Genomic DNA, 17,678 nt, shown 5'->3' with positions numbered 1-17,678 from the left:
ACAGTTTTGACCGTGTTCACCGTTCAAATGGGGGAGGGGCTTGCTCCCGATGGGCAAAGGCCCTTCGGTGTATCAGTCCGGCTCGCAGCCCTTGAGCACCAACCGGATAATCGTCTGCGCCGCCGCTTCATAATCGGCTTCATCCAGCTTGGCCTTGCCGGTTACCGCGGAGATCTGCCAGTCGAAATCGGCGTAGGTCTGGGTCGCGGCCCAGATGCTGAACATCAGGTGATGAGGGTCAATGGCGGCTATCAAACCGCGATCCACCCAGCTCTGGATGCACTCGATATTGTGCCTGGCCTGGGCATTGAGCTGTTCGACCTGCTCGGCGCTCAGGTGAGGGGCGCCGTGCATGATTTCGCTGGCGAACACTTTTGAGGCAAACGGCAGGTCGCGGGAGATGCGGATTTTCGAGCGGATGTAGTTGCCGAGCACCACCGAAGGGGCGCCGTCTGGGTTGAACGGTGTGGAGGCCGCCAGGATCGGCTCGATAATACTTTCGAGCACCTCGCGGTAGAGGTTGTCCTTGGATTTGAAGTAGTAATAGACGTTGGGCTTGGGCAGCCCGGCCTTGGCGGCGATGTCGCTGGTTTTGGTCGCGGCGAAGCCCTTGTCGGCAAACTCCTCGCTGGCCGCCCGCAGGATTTTTTCTTTGTTGCGCTCGCGAATGCTGCTCATAAACCAGGAACTTCCTTGCCAAGACCGGCGGTTGCGCATGGTAGCACCGGCCATCCGCGAGCCTCAACAATGTGCCCGCAAAGCTTTGCGCCGCGTTATGCTCGCGCCATCTTTCTTTATACGGATGCCCGATTCATGGCAGGAAGCAGCTTGTTGGTGTTGATCGACGATATCGCCGCGGTACTCGATGACGTCGCCCTGATGACAAAAATGGCCGCGAAGAAGACGTCCGGCGTGCTGGGCGACGACCTTGCGCTTAACGCCCAGCAGGTCAGCGGCGTGCGTGCCGAGCGGGAAATCCCCGTGGTATGGGCGGTGGCCAAGGGCTCGTTCGTCAATAAGCTGATCCTGGTGCCCACGGCGCTGCTGATCAGCGCGTTTGCACCCTGGGCGGTCACACCGCTGTTGATGCTCGGCGGCGCGTATCTGTGTTTTGAGGGGTTCGAAAAACTCGCGCATAAATTCCTGCACAGCAAGGCAGAAGATCAAACCGAACATGCCCAATTGGTCGAAGCCGTGGCCGACCCGGCGACCGACCTGGTGGCCTTCGAAAAGGACAAGATCAAAGGCGCGATCCGCACCGACTTCATTCTCTCGGCGGAAATCATCGCCATCACTCTCGGCATCGTGGCCGATGCGCAACTGACGCAGCAGGTGATCGTGTTGTCCGGTATCGCCATTGTGATGACGGCGGGCGTGTATGGGCTGGTGGCCGGTATCGTCAAGCTGGATGACCTGGGCCTGTGGCTCACGCAGAAGCCCGGCCAGGTGGCGCGCAGTATCGGTGGCGGCATCCTGCGTGCGGCGCCGTACATGATGAAGAGCCTGTCGGTGATCGGCACGGCGGCGATGTTCATGGTCGGTGGCGGCATCCTGACCCACGGCGTGCCGGTGGTGCATCACTGGATCGAGACGGTGAGCCAAAGTGTCGGTGGCCTGGCGTGGTTGATGCCGACGTTGCTCAATGCGGTGGCGGGGATTATTGCCGGGGCGGTGGTGTTGGCGCTGGTCAGCATGGTCGGCAGGGCTTGGAAAGCCCTCAAGGGGTAAATCTCAGGTGTAAAAAAGGCCATTCGATCGAATGGCCTTTTTTTGTGTGCGCTGTTTACTCGGCAATCTGCAACTTGCGCGATTCGGTGTAGATATACCGCACCTTCTCGTACTCGAACGGCGAGTTCATCTGGCCGTAGCGAAAGCTGGTCTGGTAGCGCTTGTCCACGGCACGCAGGGCCCAGATTTCCGGATGGTTGGAGCTGACTTCGGAGACGTTGAGGAAGTTGATCTGGGACTCTGCGGTGTAGTCCACCAGCAAGCCGCCGGTGTCGCGCAGGTTCGATGGGCCGAAGATCGGCAGCACCAGGTACGCGCCGCCGGGTACGCCATAGAAGCCCAGGGTCTGGCCGAAGTCTTCGCTCTGGCGCGGCAGGCCCATGGCGGTGGCCGGGTCCCATAGCCCGGCGATGCCGACGGTGGTGTTGAGCAGCAGGCGGCCGGTGGTTTCCAGGGAGCGATGACCCTTGAGCTGCAGCAGGCTGTTCAACAGGTTGGGCACGTCGCCAAGGTTGTTGAAGAAGTTGCTGACACCGGTGCGCAGGAAGCTTGGGGTGACATAGCGGTAACCGTCGACCACGGGCAAAAATACCCATTGGTCGAAGCGGTAGTTGAAGTGGTACACGCGACGGTTCCACGATTCCAATGGGTCATACACGTTGAGCGCAGTGAGCGATGAACGCTCGAATTCGCGCTGGTCCAGGCCTGGGTTGAACTTGAGCTTGGTCAGCGGCTCCTTGAAACCATCGGCATCGACCGTCACCGGCTCGTGGGCCTTGCTGTTGTCGGCATTGGCGACGCCTGCGCACATCAGCGCGGCGAGCAGCAAAAGATATTTAGCCACGGAAGAACTCCAGCATGGCGTCGGCGTTGACGCGGTAATTGAGGTTGCCGCAATGGCCGCCCAGCGGGTAGACGGTCAGGCGATCGCCGAAGGTTTTACGCAGGAAGCCGAGGTCGCCTGGGCCCAGGATCACGTCGTCGGCGTTGTGCATCACGGCGATTTTCGGGCTGGTATGCAGGTAGTCCTTAAGGGCGTACAGGCTGACCTGGTCAACCAGTTGCAGCAGGCTGCCGCCGTCGGAGCGCGCGCGCCACATCGGGATCACCTGCTCGGTGAGGTAGCAGTCGAAGTCGCACTGCAGCGCACGCTTGAGGAATGGCGTAAGGCTGGTGCTTTCGGTGATCGGGTACTTCGGCGGGATGATCAGGCCGCGGCGGTTGATCAGGTCCGAGGTGAAGGCGATGTCGGCCGCCGAGAAGCGGAACGAGGTGCCGATCAGCATGGCCATCTGTTCGTTGGTCAGGTGTTGCTTGGATTGCTGGAAGTCGTAGAGCAGGGCGTCGTTGAGGTCGATGTAGCCCTTTTGCTGGAAGTAGCGGGTCAGCTTGTTCAGCACCAGCTCATAGAAGGTGGTGGTGTTGTTGATGCCCTTCACCTCGGTCTGCACCAGCTTGTCGAGGTTGGTGATCGAGGTATAGAGGTTGACCGGCGGGTTCAGCAGCAAGACTTTCTTGAAGTTGAAGCTGCGGCGGGTTTCGTCGAGCTTGCTGACGAATGCCGCATCCAGGGCGCCCAGGCTGTAGCCGGTGAGGTAGAAGTCGGTCACTGGCAGCGAGGCGTTCTGCGCGCGCACGGCTTGCATCACGCGGTACATGTCCTCGGCGTCTTCCTGGGTGATGCCCGGGGTGGCGAAGCGCGAAGCGGCGCTGATGAAGTCGAAGCTGGTGGGCGACGACAGCTGCACCACGTGGTAGCCGGCCTGGTAATACAGCTTTTTCAGGTATTCGTTGATGCTGCTGTCAAACCGCGCACCGGTGCCCGCGATCAGGAAGATCAGCGGTGCGGCGCGGTCTTGCTTGGCGATGCGATAGGTGAGTTTCTTCACTGCCCAGAAGTTGTCCGGCAGGCTGAACTCGCGCTCGGGGCGCATGGTCAGGGTGTAGTCGGACTGGTTGATCTCGTCGTCGGTCGGCAACGTGGGCCGAAGGTCAGGCGGGGTGGTGGCGATGGTCGCTTCGAACGGGTTGGTCAAAGGGTAGCCATAGCTGGCTTGGTCAATGTCGACCGCCAGTGCTGACGCACTCAAAAAAAGGCTGCCCAGTAAGGCAGCACAGCGCAAGGAACGGAGCATGACTTAATCCCTAAGAGGAAACGTGCTGAATGAAGTTCGCAGGCTATGACCACCGCGTAGCGTCCGAAGTGCCAGTACTCGGCACGAAAAGTCGGAAATAAACGTCAGAATCGGGGTAATAGTAGCCAGACGATACACTTTGCCACGCATGGGTGAACACTAATTGTGTGTATGTACCTTGCTAACGGCCGTCGGGGCATTAAGCTGAGCGCCGTTTTTGCCTATCGGAGTGCCTCATGTCCCGTCGTTTGCCGCTGATTTTGCTGCTTATTGCCCTGCCGCTCTGGCTGGCCGCCAGTTATGGCGCGCGCTACGGTTTTATGGAAGATGGCCGGTGGGTGGGCATTTGCGCGGATGAGGCCAGTCGCTGGGAATGCCAGTTGCGCTCGAACCTGGGGTTGATGATCCACTTCCAGGTGCTGGGCTGGGCGGCATTGATCACCTCGGTACTCGCGTTTTTTGTGCCGGGGCGCGCGGGGTGGGGGTTGGCGGTGTTGGGCTTGGTGTTCGGGGTGCCGGCGCTGGCGTTGTACAACACCACATTTGCCGTGTTTGCGGTGGTGATTGCGGGGTTGCGGCTGGTCAGGAAGCCTCGCGGCGCCTGATAAGGCCAATCGGGGGGCAAGGCGAATCGTCGTGCCGCCCCTCCCACCTGAGCACGCACTCCAAAGGTGAGAGGGTGGCTTGCCGATATCGCTCTTAAGCCTTGCGCACCCGCAGGCAACGCCACAAGGCTGCAACCATCAACAGACTGACTGCCGCCCAACCCCATGCCTGTTGGTTCAACAGACCTTCCCGATACAGCTGCGGCGCAATGCCGGCCCCGATAATGAAGGTCAGCAACGCAATCTCCCGACGCGGCCCGGTCACCGGGCGCACCAGGTAAATCAACGCCGGTAGCACCAGTGCCGCACTCGGGAAGCTGCGGTAGCGCGGGTCGAACACCAGCGCCAGCATCATCACCGCGCCTGCGAACCCTGCGATCGCGACCAGCCAGCCCGCACGATGCTCCAGCCAGTTGAAGGCACGCTGGCGCCATCCTTCGCGGGCGCCCAAGGCCAAGGCGGCGTGAGCCAGCACCAGCAGGTTCAACAGCACCAGCAAGCCTGCCCATACCCACTCATCATTAAAACGGGCCGTGATACGGGTGAGTTCAGCAAAGGTGCCGATGGAACACGCAGCAACGGCGCCGAGCAGCGGCAGCGCGAGTGCGTTGCGCGCGCTGCGCACGCGACCACCGAGTGCCAACGTAGCCAACAGGATGGCGCCGCCCACGCCCAGCCATAGCGGCCAATAAGGCACATTGGTCACCGGCCCGGCGAGGATACCCTTGTCCTGGCGGTCGGCGTCGAACAGGCCCCAATACCCGCCCACGGCCCCTTCACTGGCACGCTTCCACGGCTGGTCGAAGGCTTCGATCAGGTTGTAGCGCCAGCCATTGGCTTCGGCCATGGCCACGAAGCCGCGCATGAATTTGGCTTCATTGACCCGGCTCGGCACCGCCGTTTCGCGCTGGCGACCTTCGCTGGGCCAGCCGGTTTCGCCGATCAGCACATCCTTGGGCGCGAATTTGTTGCCGAAGGTCTGGCGCACTTCGCCCACATGCTTAAGGGCCTGGTCGATGCCGGACGGGTCATCTTCCCAGTACGGCAACAGGTGGATGGTGAGGAAATCCACCGCCGGGGCGATTTCCGGGTGTTGCAGCCAGAACTCCCAGACATCCGCATAGGTCACCGGTTGCTTGATTTGGCCTTTGACTTTTTGGATCAGTCGCACCAGTTGCGTGGCGGTGACCTCTTTGCGCAGCAAGGCTTCATTGCCGACGATCACCGAAGTCACGACATCGGGGTTGGCGTTGGCCGAGGCAATCAACTGATCGACTTCCTTTTCGGTCGCCACCGGGTCGCTGCTGACCCAGGCGCCGATCATCAGCTTCAACCCATGTTTGCGCGCCAGGCCAGGCAAGGCTTCCAGCCCGGTCATGGAGTACGTGCGGATGCATTCGAAGCGCGTGGCCAGCAGCGCCAGGTCGGCGTCCATGCGTGCAGGGCGCAGTGTGAAAGGCTGGTCGAACGGCGATTGGTCCTTGTCGAACGGCGTGTAGGACGCACATTGCAGCTTGTGGCTGGCACTGGCCACGTCCGGCAGCACCACCGGCCGGCCGAGGCCGTACCAGTAGCCGGCAATGGCCAGCAGGCCAAGGATCAGAGCGAAGCAATAGGGCAGGGCAGGGAAGCGGGCAGTCGCGGGCATGGTCGGCTTATCTGGGGGAGCAAAGGCGCGCATCTTACCCGGATTTGGCCCTCGCCAGTGGCAGCAGCATGTTTTTGACATGCAAACTTCGGGCGGGATTTTGACGCCATGTCCTCATAATCGTCCTGCTGGCGATGTGATGTCGTTTCTTGCTTACCTGAGGTCGCTGACAGAGCAGGTCGATGAACCCGGCAGGTTGATGATCAGGCTGTCAGCACTCCACTGATACCGCAGCCACCGGATCGATGCGCGTGAAGGGGGCGTGGTGCACCACATAACAACAGGTTGACGTCGCTCGGCATCCGTCGGGCGCAGCACTTTCGGGGAAGTACGATGAAGATGCGACGACTCTTGGGCGCGGCTGCCACTCTGGTAGTTGCGATGAGCTCCACACTGGCCAGTGCCGACAGCAAAACCCTGAGCATCGGCTACGTGGATGGCTGGTCGGACAGCGTTGCCACCACCCACGTGGCGGCAGAAGTGATCAAACAAAAGCTCGGTTATGACGTGAAACTGCAAGCGGTCGCCACCGGGATCATGTGGCAGGGCGTTGCCACCGGCAAACTCGACGCCATGCTCTCCGCCTGGCTGCCGGTGACCCACGGTGAGTACTGGACCAAGAACAAGGACAAGGTGGTCGACTACGGCCCCAACTTCAAAGATGCCAAGATCGGCTTGATCGTGCCGGAGTACGTCAAGGCCAAGTCCATCGAAGACCTCAAGACCGACACCACCTTCAAGAACAAGATCGTCGGTATCGACGCCGGTTCAGGCGTAATGCTCAAGACCGACGAAGCCATCAAGCAGTACGGTCTCGATTACAAACTGCAAGCCAGTTCGGGTGCGGCGATGATCGCTGAACTGACGCGTGCCGAAGATAAGCAGGAATCCATTGCCGTCACCGGTTGGGTGCCACACTGGATGTTCGCCAAGTGGAAACTGCGTTTCCTGGACGACCCAAAAGGGATTTATGGTGCTGCTGAGACCGTCAACAGCATCGGCAGCAAGGGCCTGGAGAAGAAAGCGCCGGAAGTCGCGGCCTTCCTGAAAAAATTCCAGTGGGCCTCCAAGGATGAAATCGGTGAAGTCATGCTCGCCATCCAGGAGGGCGCCAAGCCTGAAGCAGCGGCCAAGGATTGGGTCGCCAAGCACCCTGAGCGTGTGGCCGAGTGGACCGCTAAGTAATTCACTACCTTGATGCAATCCCTTGTGGGAGGGGGGTTGCTGCCGATTGCGGTGTGCCAGTTAAGCAATATTGACTGACATGCCGCAGTCGGGAGCAAGCCCCCTCCCACATTGGTTTCACCCTCCCGCAAATGTTTCTGCGCCCTCCCAATCCCTCGCTACACTCGATCTACTACTAAGGTCGTCTGGAACCTGTTCGGCAGCCGCATACAGTGGCCATGTTCCAATAATAAAAAAGCTGTGCTGCGAGGATAAAAACAATGAACGACAGCATTTACCTCTCGATTCAAAACAGCCCGCGTTTCAAGGAGCTGGTGAGAAAAAGGGAAAGGTTCGCCTGGATTCTCTCGGCGATCATGCTAGGGCTTTACTCCGCTTTCATCCTGTTGATCGCTTACGGGCCACAAGTACTGGGGGCCAAGCTCAGCCCTGGTTCGTCGATTACCTGGGGCATTCCCCTGGGCGTCGGGCTGATTGTGTCCGCTTTCATTTTGACCGGCATTTACGTGCGTCGGGCCAATGGCGAGTTTGACGACCTGAACAATGCGATTCTCAAGGAGGCTGCGCAATGATCCGTCGTCTACTGGCAGTATTCGGCGCTTCGCTTTTTGCTCCTGCCGTTTGGGCGGCGGACGCATTGACCGGTGAAGTGCACAAGCAGCCGCTGAACATCTCGGCCATCGTGATGTTCATCGCATTCGTCGGTGCCACCCTGTGCATCACTTACTGGGCTTCCAAGCGTAACAAGTCGGCGGCCGACTACTATGCGGCCGGCGGCAAGATCACCGGTTTCCAGAACGGCCTGGCGATTGCCGGTGACTACATGTCGGCGGCATCCTTCCTGGGGATTTCCGCGCTGGTGTATACCTCTGGCTATGACGGCTTGATCTACTCGATCGGCTTCCTGGTGGGCTGGCCGATCATTCTGTTCCTGATCGCCGAGCGCTTGCGTAACCTGGGTAAATACACCTTTGCCGACGTGGCGTCCTACCGCCTCGGGCAAACCCAGATCCGCAGCCTGTCGGCCTGTGGTTCGCTGGTGGTGGTGGCGTTCTACCTGATCGCGCAGATGGTCGGCGCGGGCAAGCTGATCCAACTGCTGTTCGGCCTGGACTACCATGTAGCGGTGATCCTGGTCGGCATCCTGATGTGCATGTACGTGCTGTTCGGCGGCATGCTGGCCACCACGTGGGTGCAGATCATCAAGGCAGTGTTGCTGCTGTCCGGTGCTTCGTTCATGGCGCTGATGGTGATGAAGCACGTCAACTTCGACTTCAACATGCTGTTTTCCGAGGCGATCAAGGTTCACCCTAAAGGTGAAGCGATCATGAGCCCTGGCGGCCTGGTGAAAGACCCGATCTCGGCATTCTCCCTGGGCCTGGCACTGATGTTCGGTACCGCCGGCCTGCCGCACATCCTGATGCGCTTCTTCACTGTAAGCGACGCCAAGGAAGCGCGTAAGAGCGTGCTGTACGCCACCGGTTTCATCGGCTACTTCTATATCCTGACCTTTATCATCGGCTTTGGCGCGATCCTGCTGGTGAGCACCAACCCGGCGTTCAAGGATGCTGCCGGCGCACTGTTGGGCGGTAACAACATGGCGGCGGTGCACCTGGCCAACGCAGTGGGCGGCAGTATCTTCCTGGGCTTCATCTCGGCCGTGGCCTTCGCCACCATCCTGGCGGTGGTTGCCGGTTTGACCCTGGCCGGTGCTTCGGCGGTGTCCCATGACCTGTATGCCAGTGTGATCAAGAAGGGCAAGGCCAACGATAAGGACGAGATTCGTGTGTCGAAGATCACCACCGTGGCCTTGGGCGTGCTGGCCATCGGTCTGGGTATCCTGTTCGAAAGCCAGAACATCGCATTCATGGTGGGCCTGGCGTTCTCGATTGCCGCCAGCTGTAACTTCCCGGTGTTGCTGCTTTCCATGTACTGGAAAAACCTCACCACCCGTGGCGCGATGATCGGCGGCTGGCTGGGCCTGATCAGTGCCGTGGGCCTGATGGTGCTGGGTCCGACCATCTGGGTGTCGATCCTGCACCATGAAAAAGCGATCTTCCCGTACGAATACCCGGCGCTGTTCTCGATGATCATCGCGTTCGTGGGTATCTGGTTCTTCTCCATCACCGACAAGTCGGCGGCGGCAGAGAAAGAGCGTGCACTGTACTTCCCGCAGTTTGTGCGTTCGCAGACTGGCTTGGGGGCGAGTGGGGCGGTTAACCACTAAGGTTGTCGCTGGATAAGAAGTGCCCCGGTCGCAAGGCCGGGGTATTTTTTTATCTGGGGTTCTGGGGTGTCTGGGCTATGGCTTGCTCCCGATAGCGGTAGATCAGGAGACACAAATAAGAACGGCCTCCACTAAGGGAGGCCGTTTTCAGTACAACTTAAGCTGATTGCTTACTTGCGATCTTCCAGCTTGGTAATGTCGCGCGACTCGTAGCCGGTGTACAGCTGGCGCGGGCGGCCAATCTTGTACGGGCTGGAGAGCATTTCTTTCCAGTGGGAGATCCAGCCCACGGTCCGCGCCAGGGCGAAGATCACGGTGAACATGCTGGTTGGAATGCCGATCGCCTTGAGGATGATCCCCGAGTAGAAATCGACGTTCGGGTACAGCGAGCGCTCGATGAAGTACGGGTCGGTCAAGGCGATCTCTTCCAGGCGCATGGCCAGTTCGAGTTGCGGATCGTTCTTGATGCCCAGTTCCTTCAACACTTCGTCGCAGGTCTGCTTCATCACGGTGGCGCGCGGGTCGCGGTTCTTGTAGACCCGGTGACCGAAGCCCATCAACTTGAACGGATCGTTCTTGTCCTTGGCCTTGGCGATGAAGGTGTCGATGTTGGAGACATCGCCGATTTCATCGAGCATGGTCAATACGGCTTCGTTCGCGCCGCCGTGGGCAGGGCCCCACAGCGCGGCGATGCCGGCGGCGATGCAGGCGAACGGGTTGGCACCCGAAGAGCCCGCCAGGCGCACGGTGGACGTCGAGGCGTTCTGCTCGTGGTCGGCATGGAGGATGAAGATCCGGTCCATGGCCTTGGCGAGTACCGGGCTGATCGGTTTGATCTCGCACGGGGTGTTGAACATCATGTGCAGGAAGTTTTCCGCGTACGTCAGGTCGTTGCGCGGGTACATCATGGGTTGACCCATGGAGTACTTGTAAACCATTGCGGCCAGGGTCGGCATCTTGGCAACCAGGCGGATCGCGGAGATTTCGCGATGCTGCGGGTTATTGATGTCGAGGGAGTCGTGATAGAAGGCCGACAGGGCGCCGACCACGCCGCACATGACGGCCATCGGGTGGGCGTCGCGACGGAAGCCGTTGAAAAAGGTCTTCAACTGCTCGTGAACCATGGTGTGGTTCTTCACGGTGCTGACGAACTGGGCTTTTTGCTCGGCTGTTGGCAATTCGCCATTTAGCAGCAGGTAGCAGGTTTCCAGGTAGTCCGACTTTTCAGCCAGTTGCTCGATCGGGTAGCCCCGGTGCAGCAGAATGCCATTGTCGCCGTCGATATAGGTGATCTTCGACTCGCAAGAGGCGGTCGACATGAAGCCTGGGTCGAAAGTGAAACGGCCCGTGGCCGTCAGGCCCCGTACGTCGATTACATCGGGACCAACGGTGCCGGTTAAAATGGGCAGCTCGACGGGGGCTGCGCCCTCGATGATCAACTGCGCTTTTTTGTCAGCCATGTGGCCTCCTATTTATGCTTCAAATCATCAGACAGACCCCCCACGCAGGGCCCGCACCACTATAGTGAGATAAATTCAGATGTCAATTTGCCTAAAGTCTTGCTCCAGAAGGCTTTAACCGTACTTTTTCGTCGAAATTAACTGCCATTTACGCCTTTTATCCCGCCAGCGCAATCCGCTATTAGGGTGAGGTGCGCGCGTTGTCATTAGTAACCTAACTGTCTATACTCGGCCACCGACCGCCAAGGGCTTTTGGGCTTGCTTTCATTGGGGGTCGCACTCCCTGGGTGGTGCTTACCTGACCAGTCGCACTCCCCAACAACTTTGCCCTGATTGTTAGGGGCTCTTCAGTGTGAAAAAAAGCCGTGAATAGCCAACGACCTGTAAACCTAGACCTAAGGACCATCAAACTCCCCATCACCGGCGTTACGTCGTTCCTGCACCGTGTTTCCGGCATCATCCTGTTCCTGGGCTTGGGCATCATGCTTTATGCATTGAGCAAATCCCTGGGTTCCGAGGAAGGTTACGCCGAGGTGAAGGCATGCTTGACCAGCCCGCTGGCCAAGTTCGTAGCATGGGGCCTCCTGTCCGCTCTGCTGTATCACCTGGTAGCCGGTGTGCGCCACTTGATCATGGATATGGGCATCGGTGAGACGCTGGAAGGCGGCCGCCTGGGCTCGAAAATCATCATCGCCATTTCCGTGGTGCTGATCGTTCTGGCAGGAGTTTGGATATGGTAACCAGCGTAACGAATCTGTCGCGTTCGGGCCTCTATGACTGGATGGCACAGCGTGTGTCTGCGGTCGTTCTCGCGGCTTATTTCATTTTCCTGATCGGATACCTCGTCGCAAATCCGGGCATCGGCTATGAGCAATGGCACGGCCTGTTTTCCCACAATGCGATGCGAATCTTCAGTCTGCTGGCCCTTGTAGCCCTGGGCGCTCACGCCTGGGTCGGCATGTGGACCATCGCGACCGACTACCTCACGCCGATGGCGCTGGGCAAGTCTGCGACCGCAGTCCGTTTCCTCTTCCAGGCTGTATGCGGCGTCGCGATGTTCGCTTACTTCGTCTGGGGTGTGCAGATTCTTTGGGGTATCTGATTCATGGCTAACATTCCTACTATTTCCTTCGACGCCATCATTATTGGTGGCGGCGGTGCCGGCATGCGCGCAGCGCTGCAGCTGGCCCAGGGTGGTCACAAGACTGCCGTGATCACCAAGGTGTTCCCGACGCGGTCCCACACCGTTTCGGCCCAGGGTGGCATCACTTGCGCCATCGCCTCCGCCGACCCGAACGATGACTGGCGCTGGCACATGTACGACACCGTCAAGGGCTCCGACTACATCGGTGACCAGGACGCTATCGAATACATGTGTCAGGAAGGCCCTGCCGCGGTGTTCGAGCTGGACCACATGGGTCTGCCGTTCTCCCGTACCGAGCAAGGTCGTATCTACCAGCGTCCATTCGGCGGCCAGTCGAAGGATTACGGTAAAGGCGGCCAGGCTGCCCGTACCTGCGCGGCTTCCGACCGTACCGGTCACGCGCTGTTGCACACCCTTTATCAAGGCAACCTGAAAGCCGGTACTACGTTCCTGAACGAGTACTACGCGGTCGACCTGGTAAAGAACGCCGACGGCGCATTTGTTGGCGTGATCGCCATCTGCATCGAAACCGGTGAAACCACCTACATCCGCGCCAAGGCTACCGTGCTGGCGACCGGCGGTGCAGGCCGTATCTACGCCTCGACCACCAACGCCCTGATCAACACCGGTGACGGCGTCGGCATGGCTCTGCGTGCAGGCGTGCCGGTACAAGACATCGAAATGTGGCAGTTCCACCCAACCGGCATCGCCGGCGCCGGTGTACTGGTAACCGAAGGTTGCCGTGGCGAAGGTGGCTACCTGATCAACAAGCACGGCGAGCGTTTCATGGAGCGTTATGCTCCGAACGCCAAGGACCTTGCCGGTCGTGACGTGGTTGCCCGTTCGATGGTTAAAGAAATCATCGCCGGCAACGGCTGTGGCCCTAACGGCGATCACGTACTGCTGAAACTCGATCACCTGGGTGAAGAAGTACTGCACAGCCGCCTGCCAGGTATCTGCGAGCTGTCCAAGACCTTTGCCCACGTTGACCCAGTGGTTGCTCCGGTTCCGGTTGTTCCAACCTGCCACTACATGATGGGCGGCGTGCCGACCAACATTCATGGCCAGGCGATCACCCAGAACGCCGAAGGCGTGGACGAGATCATTCATGGCCTGTTCGCCGTAGGCGAAGTGGCGTGCGTATCGGTTCACGGTGCCAACCGCCTGGGCGGCAACTCGCTGCTCGACCTGGTGGTATTCGGTCGCGCTGCCGGCCTGCACTTGGAAAAAGCCCTGACCGACGGCATCGAATACGATGACGCCACCGACGCCAACATCGAGACCGCCCTCGCGCGCCTGAACGCTCTGAACGAGCGTACCGATGGTGAAGACGTGGCGACCCTGCGTCGTGAACTGCAAAGCTGCATGCAGAACTACTTCGGTGTGTTCCGTACCGGCGAATACATGCAGAAGGGTATCGCCCAGTTGGCTGACCTGCGCAAGCGCATCGCCAACGTCAAGATCAACGATAAGAGCCAGGCGTTCAACACTGCTCGTATCGAAGCCCTTGAACTGCAAAACCTGCTGGAAGTGGCTGAAGCGACTGCGATCGCCGCCGAGGTTCGTAAAGAATCTCGTGGTGCTCACGCTCGTGAAGACTTTGAAGATCGCGACGACGAAAACTGGTTGTGCCACACCCTGTATTTCCCGGGTGACAAGCGCGTAACCAAGCGTGCCGTGAACTTCTCGCCGAAGACGGTGCCGACGTTTGAACCGAAGATTCGGACTTACTAAGGGTGGCTGCCATGTTGAAAGTCAGTGTTTATCGCTACAACCCTGATCAGGACGCCGCGCCGTTCATGCAGGAATTCCAGGTCGATACCGGTGGTAAAGACCTGATGGTGCTGGATGTATTGGCACTGATCAAAGAGCAGGACGAAGGTTTCTCCTATCGTCGCTCTTGCCGTGAAGGTGTGTGCGGTTCCGACGGCATGAACATCAACGGCAAAAACGGCCTGGCGTGCATCACGCCGCTGTCGGCCGTGGTCAAAGGCAACAAGCTGATCGTTCGTCCTCTGCCAGGTTTGCCGGTTATCCGTGACCTGGTCGTCGATATGAGCATCTTCTACAAGCAATACGAGAAAGTTAAGCCGTTCCTGCAGAACGATACGCCGGCTCCGGCCATCGAACGTCTGCAGTCCCCTGAAGAACGTGAAAAGCTCGACGGTCTGTACGAGTGCATCCTGTGCGCCTGCTGCTCGACTTCGTGCCCGTCCTTCTGGTGGAACCCGGACAAGTTCCTGGGCCCAGCTGCACTGCTGCAAGCGTACCGCTTCCTGGCAGACAGCCGTGACACCAAGACGTCCGAGCGTCTGGCTTCGCTGGATGACCCGTTCAGCGTATTCCGCTGCCGCGGGATCATGAACTGCGTCAACGTATGTCCTAAAGGCCTGAACCCGACTAAGGCCATTGGTCACATCCGTAACATGTTGCTGCAAAGCGGCGTGTAACTGACGTTGCAATAGAGCAGGACCGTTGTGCCCGTAAATGCTGCGGCGCAGGCTTCAACCGGCGCCGTAGTTTTAACTTGAGCAGCGACTTACAAAGCCGCAGCTCTTATTTTGAAGAAATGAGACAAGCAGGGGCATTCGGGTTGGTACCCGAACTATCAGCGTGATCCTAAGTGGCTTGTTTTGGTCGCTGCACTTGGCCTTTTGCAAGCAAACTCGGTGTTTTCGCCGGTGGTGTCCCCAAATCGAGGGTGACCAAGCATGCAAGAAAGCGTGATGCAGCGCATGTGGAACAGCGGCTATCTTTCAGGTGGTAACGCTGCCTATGTGGAAGAGCTTTATGAGCTCTACCTGCACGACCCTAACGCTGTGCCAGAAGAATGGCGCACCAAATTTCAGACGTTGTCTTCAGACGGCAACGCTGCCACCGATGTATCGCACGCAACAATTCGCGATCAATTTGTGCTGCTGGCAAAGAACCAGCGCCGCGCCCAACCGGTTTCCGCCGGCAGCGTGAGCAGTGAGCATGAGAAGAAGCAAGTTGAAGTACTGCGACTGATCCAGGCCTACCGCATGCGCGGCCACCAGGCGGCCCAGCTTGACCCGCTGGGGCTCTGGCAGCGTCCTGCACCGGCTGACCTGTCGATCAATCATTACGGCTTGACCAATGCCGATCTTGATACGACCTTCCGTGCCGGCGACCTGTTCATCGGCAAAGAGGAAGCGAGCCTACGCGAAATTCACGAAGCGTTGCAGCAGACATATTGCCGCACCATTGGCGCTGAATTCACGCACATCACCGATTCCGAGCAACGCCACTGGTTCCAGCATCGTCTGGAAGGCGTGCGTGGCCGTCCGGTGCTGTCCGCCGACGTGCGCAGCCACCTGCTTGAGCGCGTCACCGCAGCCGAAGGCCTGGAAAAATACCTGGGTACCAAATACCCGGGTACCAAGCGTTTTGGTCTGGAAGGCGGCGAAAGCCTGATCCCGATGCTCGACGAGCTGATCCAGCGTTCCGGTTCCTACGGTACCAAGGAAATCGTGATCGGCATGGCTCACCGTGGTCGCTTGAACGTGTTGGTCAACACCTTCGGCAAGAACCCGCGCGAGCTGTTCGACGAGTTCGAAGGCAAGAAGAAGGTCGAGTTGGGTTCCGGTGACGTTAAATACCACCAGGGCTTCTCGTCCAACGTGATGACCACCGGCGGTGAAGTTCACCTGGCCATGGCCTTCAACCCATCCCACCTGGAAATCGTTTCTCCGGTGGTCGAGGGTTCGGTCCGTGCTCGTCAGGACCGTCGCAACGACACCACCGGTGAAAAGGTTCTGCCGATTTCCATCCACGGCGACGCGGCGTTCGCCGGTCAAGGCGTGGTTCTGGAAACGTTCCAGATGTCGCAGACCCGCGGTTTCAAGACCGGCGGTACTGTTCACATCGTCATCAACAACCAGGTTGGCTTCACCATCAGCAACCCGCTGGATGCGCGCTCCACCGAGTACGCCACCGACGTTGCCAAGATGATCCAGGCGCCGATCCTCCATGTGAATGGTGATGATCCGGAAGCCGTGCTGTTCGTGACCCAACTGGCTGTCGACTACCGCATGCAGTTCAAGCGTGACGTGGTGATCGACCTCGTGTGCTACCGCCGTCGCGGTCACAACGAAGCCGACGAACCGAGCGGCACCCAGCCGTTGATGTACCAGCAGATCACCAAGCAGCGCACCACCCGTGAGCTGTACGCCGAAAGCCTGACCAAGGCCGGTGTGATGGATGAGGCGCGTGTTCAGGCGAAGATCGATGAATACCGCAACGCCCTGGATAACGGCCTGCATGTAGTAAAAAGCCTGGTCAAAGAGCCGAACAAAGAGTTGTTCGTGGACTGGCGTCCGTACCTGGGTCACACCTGGACCGCGCGTCACGACACCTCGTTCGACCTCAAGACCCTGCAGGAACTGTCCGCCAAGCTGCTGGAAATCCCAGAAGGCTTCGTGGTGCAGCGCCAGGTTGCGAAGATCTACGAAGACCGTCAGAAGATGCAAGCCGGTGGCCTGCCGATCAACTGGGGCTACGCCGAAACCATGGCGTACGCGACCCTGGCGTTCGAAGGTCACCCGATCCGCATGACCGGTCAGGACATCGGCCGCGGTACGTTCTCGCACCGTCATGCGGTGCTGCACAACCAGAAAGACGCGGGCACCTACATCCCGTTGCAGAACCTGTACGAAGGCCAGCCACGTTTCGACCTGTACGATTCGTTCCTGTCCGAAGAAGCCGTGCTGGCGTTCGAATACGGTTACTCCACCACCACGCCTAACGCGCTGGTGATCTGGGAAGCCCAGTTCGGCGACTTCGCCAACGGTGCCCAGGTGGTTATCGACCAGTTCATCACCAGCGGCGAGCACAAGTGGGGCCGCCTGTGCGGTCTGACCATGCTGCTGCCGCACGGTTATGAAGGTCAGGGGCCTGAGCACTCCTCGGCCCGTCTGGAGCGTTACCTGCAACTGTGCGCCGAGCACAATATCCAGGTGTGCGTGCCGACGACCCCGGCCCAGATCTACCACTTGCTGCGTCGCCAGGTGATCCGCCCGCTGCGCAAGCCGCTGGTCGTGCTGACGCCCAAGTCGCTGTTGCGTCACAAATTGGCCATCTCGACCCTGGAAGATCTGGCCGAAGGTTCGTTCCAGACCGTTATTCCGGAAATCGACACGCTGGACGCCGCCAAGGTCACTCGCTTGATCCTGTGCAGCGGCAAGGTCTACTACGATTTGCTGGAAAAACGCCGTGCCGAAGGCCGCGAAGACATCGCCATTGTGCGTATCGAGCAGCTTTACCCGTTCCCGGAAGATGACCTCATGGAGATCATCGCGCCTTATACCAACCTCACGAACGTGGTCTGGTGTCAGGAAGAACCGATGAACCAGGGCGCCTGGTACAGCAGCCAGCATCACTTGCGTCGCAGCATCGGCAATCACAACAAGGCCCTGGGCCTGGAGTATGCCGGTCGTGATGCTTCTGCTGCGCCTGCGTGTGGCTATGCGTCGATGCACGCCGAGCAGCAGGAAAAACTGCTGCAAGATGCTTTCACTGTTTAACGC

15 protein-coding genes are annotated in these 17,678 nt (G+C 59.3%); 10 read left to right on the top strand and 5 right to left on the bottom strand.

Annotated features, from left to right (window positions below; translation table 11 throughout):
- Nucleotides 1-72 precede the first annotated feature (72 nt).
- Nucleotides 73-678 carry a TetR/AcrR family transcriptional regulator gene (locus AB4N98_RS04265; protein WP_017529321.1) on the bottom strand — a complete coding sequence of 202 codons (606 nt, stop codon included), beginning with the start codon at nucleotides 676-678 and terminating at the stop codon, nucleotides 73-75.
- Nucleotides 679-813: 135 nt separating this feature from the next.
- Here AB4N98_RS04265 and AB4N98_RS04260 point away from each other — a divergent pair, with 135 nt between their 5' ends.
- The gene (locus AB4N98_RS04260) at nucleotides 814-1,728 is read left to right on the top strand and encodes a DUF808 domain-containing protein (protein WP_065877979.1); all 915 of its coding nucleotides are present in this window, start codon (nucleotides 814-816) and stop codon (nucleotides 1,726-1,728) included.
- A 55-nt stretch (nucleotides 1,729-1,783) separates the two neighbouring features.
- On the opposite strand, the gene AB4N98_RS04255 is transcribed toward AB4N98_RS04260, so the two are convergent.
- Together AB4N98_RS04255 and AB4N98_RS04250 are read right to left on the bottom strand one after the other, a co-directional pair.
- On the bottom strand, nucleotides 1,784-2,572 hold the full coding sequence (locus AB4N98_RS04255; RefSeq protein WP_017529319.1) for an MlaA family lipoprotein: 789 nt from the start codon (nucleotides 2,570-2,572) through the stop codon (nucleotides 1,784-1,786).
- On the bottom strand, nucleotides 2,565-3,863 hold the full coding sequence (locus tag AB4N98_RS04250; RefSeq protein ID WP_065877982.1) for a serine/threonine protein kinase: 1,299 nt from the start codon (nucleotides 3,861-3,863) through the stop codon (nucleotides 2,565-2,567). Before AB4N98_RS04250 ends, AB4N98_RS04255 begins: the two co-directional genes overlap by 8 nt.
- Before the next feature lie 236 nt (nucleotides 3,864-4,099).
- On the opposite strand from AB4N98_RS04250, the gene AB4N98_RS04245 reads away from it, so the two are divergent.
- The gene (locus tag AB4N98_RS04245) at nucleotides 4,100-4,468 is read left to right on the top strand and encodes a hypothetical protein (RefSeq protein WP_017529317.1); all 369 of its coding nucleotides are present in this window, start codon (nucleotides 4,100-4,102) and stop codon (nucleotides 4,466-4,468) included.
- Between the two features lie 94 nt (nucleotides 4,469-4,562).
- Here the strand turns inward: AB4N98_RS04245 and AB4N98_RS04240 are convergent, their stop codons facing one another.
- Complete coding sequence (locus tag AB4N98_RS04240) at nucleotides 4,563-6,116, bottom strand: glycoside hydrolase family 17 protein (RefSeq protein WP_032883495.1); 1,554 nt, start codon at nucleotides 6,114-6,116, stop codon at nucleotides 4,563-4,565.
- 333 nt (nucleotides 6,117-6,449) lie between these two features.
- Between AB4N98_RS04240 and AB4N98_RS04235 the strand changes: the two genes are divergently transcribed.
- From AB4N98_RS04235 to AB4N98_RS04225, 3 genes are all read left to right on the top strand, one after another.
- The gene (locus tag AB4N98_RS04235) at nucleotides 6,450-7,301 is read left to right on the top strand and encodes a glycine betaine ABC transporter substrate-binding protein (protein WP_017529315.1); all 852 of its coding nucleotides are present in this window, start codon (nucleotides 6,450-6,452) and stop codon (nucleotides 7,299-7,301) included.
- Between the two features lie 260 nt (nucleotides 7,302-7,561).
- On the top strand, nucleotides 7,562-7,873 hold the full coding sequence (locus AB4N98_RS04230) for a DUF485 domain-containing protein (protein ID WP_016972153.1): 312 nt from the start codon (nucleotides 7,562-7,564) through the stop codon (nucleotides 7,871-7,873).
- Entirely contained in the window at nucleotides 7,870-9,528 is a 1,659-nt protein-coding gene (locus AB4N98_RS04225; RefSeq protein WP_017529314.1) for a cation acetate symporter, read from the top strand. Before AB4N98_RS04230 ends, AB4N98_RS04225 begins: the two co-directional genes overlap by 4 nt.
- 170 nt (nucleotides 9,529-9,698) lie before the next feature.
- Here AB4N98_RS04225 and gltA read toward each other — a convergent pair whose 3' ends face one another.
- Complete coding sequence (gltA, locus tag AB4N98_RS04220; RefSeq protein ID WP_014717728.1) at nucleotides 9,699-10,988, bottom strand: citrate synthase; 1,290 nt, start codon at nucleotides 10,986-10,988, stop codon at nucleotides 9,699-9,701.
- A 365-nt stretch (nucleotides 10,989-11,353) separates the two neighbouring features.
- Between gltA and sdhC the strand changes: the two genes are divergently transcribed.
- From sdhC to AB4N98_RS04195, 5 genes are all read left to right on the top strand, one after another.
- On the top strand, nucleotides 11,354-11,728 hold the full coding sequence (gene sdhC / locus AB4N98_RS04215; protein WP_003172804.1) for a succinate dehydrogenase, cytochrome b556 subunit: 375 nt from the start codon (nucleotides 11,354-11,356) through the stop codon (nucleotides 11,726-11,728).
- The gene (gene sdhD / locus AB4N98_RS04210; RefSeq protein ID WP_003172805.1) at nucleotides 11,722-12,090 is read left to right on the top strand and encodes a succinate dehydrogenase, hydrophobic membrane anchor protein; all 369 of its coding nucleotides are present in this window, start codon (nucleotides 11,722-11,724) and stop codon (nucleotides 12,088-12,090) included. Before sdhC ends, sdhD begins: the two co-directional genes overlap by 7 nt.
- Nucleotides 12,091-12,093: 3 nt before the next feature.
- Nucleotides 12,094-13,866, top strand: a complete 1,773-nt coding sequence (gene sdhA / locus AB4N98_RS04205) for a succinate dehydrogenase flavoprotein subunit (protein WP_017529313.1) — start codon at nucleotides 12,094-12,096, stop codon at nucleotides 13,864-13,866.
- 11 nt (nucleotides 13,867-13,877) lie between these two features.
- Nucleotides 13,878-14,582: a succinate dehydrogenase iron-sulfur subunit gene (locus tag AB4N98_RS04200; protein ID WP_003172807.1), complete on the top strand. Its 705-nt coding sequence runs from the start codon at nucleotides 13,878-13,880 to the stop codon at nucleotides 14,580-14,582.
- A 261-nt stretch (nucleotides 14,583-14,843) separates the two neighbouring features.
- Nucleotides 14,844-17,675, top strand: coding sequence for a 2-oxoglutarate dehydrogenase E1 component (locus AB4N98_RS04195; RefSeq protein WP_065877984.1), 2,832 nt, complete (start codon nucleotides 14,844-14,846; stop codon nucleotides 17,673-17,675).
- The last annotated feature ends 3 nt before the right edge of the window (nucleotides 17,676-17,678 follow it).

The sequence above is a fragment of the Pseudomonas sp. S3_E10 genome (assembly GCF_054667615.1).
This window is presented reverse-complemented; position numbering and strand designations above follow the sequence as displayed.